Genomic DNA, 6,170 nt, shown 5'->3' with positions numbered 1-6,170 from the left:
GAGCTGAGACCCGGAGGAGGACGGAAAACGGGCCGGTCCGTGGGGGGGGATACGGACCGGCCCGTTTTCCGTCCTCCTCCGGGTCTCAGCTCCGGGCGGCCCAGATGTTGGCGCCGGCGGTGTCCACCGCGTAGGAGTCGATCTCCGCCAGCTCCTCCCCGGTCAGCGGCGCGGCCGACAGCGCGGCGAGGTTCTCCTCGAGCTGCCGCACGCTGGACGCGCCGATCAGCGCGGAGGTCATCCGCTCGTCGCGCAGCACCCAGTTCAGCGCCAACTGCGCCAGCGACTGGCCGCGGCGCTCGGCGATGGCCGCCAGCCCGCGCAGCCGCCGGACGACCTCCTCCGAGAGCAGGTCCGGGTCCAGCGACTTGCCCTGGGTGGCCCGGGAGCCCTCGGGGATGCCGGTGAGGTACTTGTTCGTCAGCAGGCCCTGGGCCAGCGGGGCGAAGGAGATGCAGCCCATCCCGGCCGCCTCCAGGGTGTCCAGCAGCCGGTCCTCCTCGGTCCACCGGTTGATCATCGAGTAGGACGGCTGGTGGATCAGCGCCGGGACGCCCATCTCGCGCAGCAGCCGGGCCGCCTCGGCGGTCTGCTCGGCGCTGTAGGAGGAGACGCCGACGTACAGCGCCTTGCCCTGCTGGACCGCGGACGCCAGCGCGCCCATGGTCTCCTCCAGCGGGGTGTCCTTGTCGAAGCGGTGCGAGTAGAAGATGTCGACGTAGTCCAGGCCCATCCGGGCCAGCGAGGCGTCCAGCGAGGACAGCAGGTACTTGCGGGAGCCCCACTCGCCGTACGGCCCGGGGTGCATCAGATAGCCCGCCTTGGTCGAGACGACCAGCTCGTCGCGGAACGGGCGGAAGTCCTGGGCGAAGAGCTTGCCGAAGTTCAGCTCGGCGGAGCCGGGCGGCGGGCCGTAGTTGTTGGCCAGGTCGAAGTGGGTCACGCCCAGGTCGAAGGCGCGGCGCAGGATGGCCCGCTGCGAGCCGAGGCTGCGGTCGTCGCCGAAGTTGTGCCACAGGCCGAGGGAGATCGCGGGGAGCTTGAGGCCGCTGCGGCCGGTGCGCCGGTACTCCATCGACTCGTACCGGTCGGGGGAGGGGAGGTATACGGGGGTGTCTGTCACATCGCTCTGCCTATCACGGGCGTACGGGAACGATCACTACCGACCAGGTACCGCCCTCGCACCGGTCCGTTTATCGCAGGACTGTGACCGGCCGGGTTGGGCCGCGCACACCCGCGCGCAGTAATGTGGCCGCTTCGGGGACGGCCGCGGCGCCGCAGGACCGCGCGGGCCTTCGTACCCCTGTTCTCCCGGGCCGACGCCGTGGCGGGCCCGTAGGCGACCGGAAGGCGAGATCGGGTGAACTTTCGCGACCTGGTGTACAGGCTCTACGCACGCCGGGTGGAGGGCCGTCTCGACCACGCCCAGGTGCCCAAGCACATCGGCGTCATCCTGGACGGCAACCGCCGCTGGGCCAAGGCCTCCGGCGGCACCCCCGAGCAGGGCCACCAGGCCGGGGCCAGCAAGATCCAGGAACTGCTCGGCTGGTGCGACGAGACCGACGTCGAGGTCGTCACCCTGTGGATGCTGTCCACCGACAACCTGAACCGGCCCGAGGCGCAGTTGGTCCCGCTGCTCGGCATCATCGAGGGCGCGGTGCGCGCGCTGGCCGCCGACGGGCGCTGGCGGGTGCACCACGTGGGCACCATGGACCTGCTGCCCGCCCGCACCCAGAAGGTGCTCAAGGAGGCCGAGGAGGCCACTCGGGAGCACACCGGCATACTCGTCAACGTCGCCGTCGGCTACGGCGGGCGGCAGGAGATCGCCGACGCGGTCCGCTCGCTGCTGCTGGACCACGCCGACCGCGGCACCTCCTTCGAGGAGCTCGCCGAGGTCGTCGACATCGACCTCATCTCCGAGCACCTCTACACCCGCGGCCAGCCCGACCCCGACCTGGTCATCCGCACCAGCGGCGAGCAGCGCCTGTCCGGCTTCATGCTCTGGCAGAGCGCCCATTCGGAGTACTACTTCTGCGAGGTGCACTGGCCGGCCTTCCGCAAGGTCGACTTCCTGCGCGCGCTGCGCGACTACGCGGCCCGCCACCGCCGCTACGGCTCCTGAAGCCCCCTCCGCGGCCCTCTCCCGACCTCCTCGGGTACCCCGCCCCGGCCCCGGTCATCCTCCGTTCACCGACCCGTCGTCATATGCCATGGCATGGCGCGGCGGTGAGGAGGGAATACCCCCAGCGGTGAGCGGATCCAAGACCGCTCGCCCGGGAGGCCCCTTGCACCGGTCGCAGCCAGCGCACCCGTCACGCCCGTCCGCCGCGGACGGCCGTGCCGGAGGGGGCGCGTCCCGCGCCCCGCGCGGCGGGGCCCCTCGCGACGCCGTCGCAGTCGCACCGCGACCTCGCACCTCTATAAGAGGGGGTCTGTCCTCACCGTGGTGAAAAGCACCAAGCGCCGCTTCGATGACCGGCGCACCTACGTACTCGACACCAGCGTCCTGCTGGCCGACCCCAACGCGGTGACCCGCTTCGAGGAGCACGAGGTCGTGCTGCCCGTCGTGGTGGTCACGGAACTGGAGGCCAAGCGGCACCACCCGGAGCTCGGCTACTTCGCCCGGCAGGCCCTGCGCCTGCTGGACGACATGCGGGTGCGGCACGGGCGTCTCGACGCGCCGCTGCCCATCGGCGAGCTGGGCGGCACCCTGCGGGTGGAGCTGAACCACTCCGACCCGGGCGTGCTGCCGGCCGGCTACCGGCTCGGCGACAACGACTCCCGCATCCTGGCCGTCGCGCGCAACCTCCAGGCCGAGGGGTACGACGTCACCGTCGTCTCCAAGGACCTGCCGCTGCGCATCAAGGCGTCCTCGGTCGGGCTGCTCGCCGAGGAGTACCGTGCGGAGCTGGCCATCACCGACTCCGGCTGGACCGGGATGGCGGAGCTGCCCCTGACGGCCGAACAGGTGGACCTGCTCTACAGCGAGGAGAGCCTGTTCGTGCCGGCGGCGGCCGAGATGCCGGTGCACACCGGCCTGGTCCTCCAGTCCGAGCGCGGCAAGGCGCTGGGCCGGGTCACCGCGGACGGCTCGGTACGGCTGGTGCGCGGCGACCGGGAGGCGTTCGGCATCCGCGGCCGCAGCGCCGAGCAGCGGGTCGCCCTGGACCTGCTGCTGGACCCGGAGGTGGGCATCGTCTCGCTGGGCGGCCGGGCCGGCACCGGCAAGTCCGCGCTGGCGCTCTGCGCCGGCCTGGAGGCGGTGCTGGAGAGACGCCAGCACCAGAAGGTGATGGTCTTCCGGCCGCTGTACGCCGTCGGCGGCCAGGAGCTGGGATACCTGCCGGGCACCGAGGCCGAGAAGATGAGCCCGTGGGCGCAGGCGGTGTTCGACACCCTGTCGGCGGTGGCCGGCCGGGAGGTCATCGAGGAGGTGCTGGGCCGCGGCATGCTGGAGGTGCTGCCGCTCACCCACATCCGCGGCCGTTCGCTGCACGACGCCTTCGTCATCGTCGACGAGGCCCAGTCGCTGGAGCGCAACGTCCTGCTGACCGTGCTGTCCCGGATCGGCGCCGGCTCGCGGGTGGTGCTCACCCACGACGTGGCGCAGCGGGACAACCTCCGGGTCGGCCGCTACGACGGAGTCGTCGCCGTGGTGGAGAAACTGAAGGGGCATCCGCTGTTCGCGCATGTCACCCTGACCCGCTCGGAGCGGTCGCAGATCGCCGCGCTGGTGACCGAGATGCTGGAGGACGGCCAGGTGTGACCGGGTCAGCGGCCATCTCCGTCCGTTTCGGCGGGAGATGGCCGCCGGTGAGCCGTCTGGTGTGAGTTGCGGGGCGCCGCCCGGCGAAGCGGAAGAGCTTAGCCGGGCGGCGCCCCCGTGTCCGTCGGACGCCCAAAACTCCTGGGGCGCAAGAGGTGTGAGCTTTCCCACGCAACGAGGAATTGCCTTGCGGCGTCACGGTCGGGCAAAGTCTTGCTTCCGTCAGGCCCCGCGTACGGCACACCCGTGACAACTCAACAGCCGCTCGTCGTACGCCGCCCGCAGCACCACACGGCACTCCCTCGCCGGGAGCGTCCCGCCGGGCCCGTGTCCCCCGTGACCCAGCAGTTCGGGGATCAGCGCCAGGGGCACGATCGCGCCCGCGAGGTCACCTAAGCGGGCGACGCTGGAAGGAAACCGTGTGAGCCGGATCTCGGTCCGGGGATTCGCAGTGGCTTCGGCCACCGCGGTCACCACTGTGGGCGCCGTCGTCGGCGTGGCATCGGGCAACACCGTGCAGCCCGTGAGCGACGACCTCGAGGCAGCCGCCGCGGACACCACGCTTCTCGCGGACATCCCCGCCGGCCAGCAGGCCCAGGTGCAGGTGGCGTCCCTGACGCAGCAGGCCGAGACACAGGCCGCCGCGGCCGACTCGGCCGCCCAGAAGTCCGCCGAGGAGGCCGCCCGCCTCCAGGCCGCCAAGGACGCCCACGCCAAGAAGGCCGCGGCGGACGAGGAAGCCAAGGCGGAGGCCGAGGCGAAGGCCAAGGCCGAGCGCGAGGCCAAGGAGAAGGAAGAGCGGGCCAAGGAGGAGCGCGCCAACCGCAGCTCCATCCGGTCCGCCTCCAGCTTCGCCCCGCAGTCCTCGTACTCCGTCTCCGAGGTCCAGGCGATGGCCCGGCAGATGGTCCCGGGCGACCAGTTCCAGTGCTTCAGCAACATCGTGAACCACGAGTCCACCTGGAACTACCGGGCCGTCAACGCGTCCTCCGGCGCCTACGGCCTGGTCCAGGCGCTGCCCGGCCACAAGATGGCCTCCGCCGGCGCCGACTGGCAGACCAACCCGGCCACCCAGATCAAGTGGGGCCTGGGCTACATGAACGAGCGCTACGGCAGCCCCTGCGGCGCCTGGTCGTTCTGGCAGGCCAACAACTGGTACTAGGCCCCGCGCCCGGCACCTCCTCCGAAGCCCCCCGCCCCGGCCCGTCCGGCGGCGGGGGGCTTCGTGCGTGTACGGTCGGCTCGTACTTTTCGGGGGACGCGCGGGGGGAAGAGGGAAGGTCATGTCGAGAGTGCCAGGGTGGCTGAGCAGGACGGGCGCCGGCCTGACCCGGATGGGGAAGCGGCTGGAGGAGCGGCGGGCGGCCGCCGCGCACGGTGACGATCCGGTCGCCGACGACCCGGCGGCCGCATCGGGCAACGTCCCCGCGCCCCCCTCCTACGCGCCGGCCGTCGCCGCCCGCCCGCAGGCCGCGGACGCCATCCCGTGGGGCATGCGGGTCGCCGCCGAGGCGGGCTGGCGGCTGCTGGTGCTGGCCGGCACCCTGTGGGTGCTGATGCGGGTGATCAGCGCCATCCAGCTCGTGGTGCTCGCCTTCGTCGCCGCCCTGCTGTTCACCGCCCTGCTCCAGCCGACCGTCGCCCGGCTGGTGCGGCGCGGACTGCCGCGCGGCCTGGCCACCGCGATCACCGCCATCCTGGGCTTCGTGATCATCGGCCTGATCGGCTGGTTCGTGGTCTGGCAGGTGCTGGAGAACATCAACGACCTGTCCGCCCGGGTCACCGACGGCATCGACGAGCTGAAGGCGTGGCTGCTGGACAGCCCCTTCCACGTCACCGAGGCGCAGATCAACGACATCGCCGCCAATCTCCAGGACACCATCGGCACCAACACCGAGGAGATCACCTCGGCCGGGTTGCAGGGCGTCACGGTGCTGGTGGAGTTCCTCACCGGCATGCTGCTGGCCTTCTTCTCCACCCTCTTCCTGCTGTACGACGGCAAGAAGGTGTGGAGCTGGGTGCTCAAGCTGGTGCCGGCCCAGGCCCGCCCCGGGGTCGCCGGCGCCGGCCCGCGCGCCTGGTCCACGCTGACCGCCTATGTCCGCGGCACCGTGATCGTCGCCATGATCGACGCCATCTTCATCGGCCTCGGCGTCTACTTCCTGGACGTGCCGCTGGCCGTCCCGCTCGGTGTGATCGTCTTCCTCGGGGCGTTCATCCCGCTGGTCGGAGCGGTCGTCTCCGGCGCGCTGGCGGTGGTCGTCGCCCTGGTCACCCAGGGGGTGTTCACCGCCCTGATGGTGCTGGTGGTGGTGCTCGCGGTGCAGCAGATCGAGGGCCATGTGCTCCAGCCCTTCATCCTGGGCCGGGCGGTGCGGGTGCACCCGCACCGCCCGGCCCAGGA

Annotated in this window: 5 protein-coding genes; 4 read left to right on the top strand and 1 reads right to left on the bottom strand. The window is 71.7% G+C overall.

Annotation, left to right across the window (positions count from 1 at the left end):
* Positions 1–85 precede the first annotated feature (85 nt).
* A complete protein-coding gene (mgrA, locus tag C6N75_RS17145) occupies positions 86–1,123 on the bottom strand; it encodes an L-glyceraldehyde 3-phosphate reductase (protein ID WP_105869779.1) in 1,038 nt (345 codons plus the stop codon).
* Between the two features lie 237 nt (positions 1,124–1,360).
* On the opposite strand from mgrA, the gene C6N75_RS17140 reads away from it, so the two are divergent.
* The 4 genes from C6N75_RS17140 to C6N75_RS17125 all read left to right on the top strand — a co-directional run.
* Positions 1,361–2,122 carry an isoprenyl transferase gene (locus tag C6N75_RS17140; RefSeq protein WP_105869778.1) on the top strand — a complete coding sequence of 254 codons (762 nt, stop codon included), beginning with the start codon at positions 1,361–1,363 and terminating at the stop codon, positions 2,120–2,122.
* Positions 2,123–2,443: 321 nt separating this feature from the next.
* Positions 2,444–3,766 (top strand): PhoH family protein, encoded by a 1,323-nt coding sequence (locus C6N75_RS17135; protein WP_105869777.1) that lies wholly within the window; start codon positions 2,444–2,446, stop codon positions 3,764–3,766.
* 421 nt (positions 3,767–4,187) lie between these two features.
* Positions 4,188–4,928 (top strand): aggregation-promoting factor C-terminal-like domain-containing protein, encoded by a 741-nt coding sequence (locus C6N75_RS17130; RefSeq protein ID WP_105869776.1) that lies wholly within the window; start codon positions 4,188–4,190, stop codon positions 4,926–4,928.
* A gap of 121 nt (positions 4,929–5,049) precedes the next feature.
* A partial coding sequence (locus C6N75_RS17125; RefSeq protein ID WP_105869780.1) for an AI-2E family transporter occupies positions 5,050–6,170 on the top strand: 1,121 nt, incomplete at its 3' end.

The organism is Streptomyces solincola, assembly GCF_002982015.1.
Classification (GTDB): Bacteria; Actinomycetota; Actinomycetes; order Streptomycetales; family Streptomycetaceae; genus Streptomyces; species Streptomyces solincola.
Note: the sequence above shows the minus strand (reverse complement) of the source record. Positions and strands in the feature narration are given on the sequence as shown.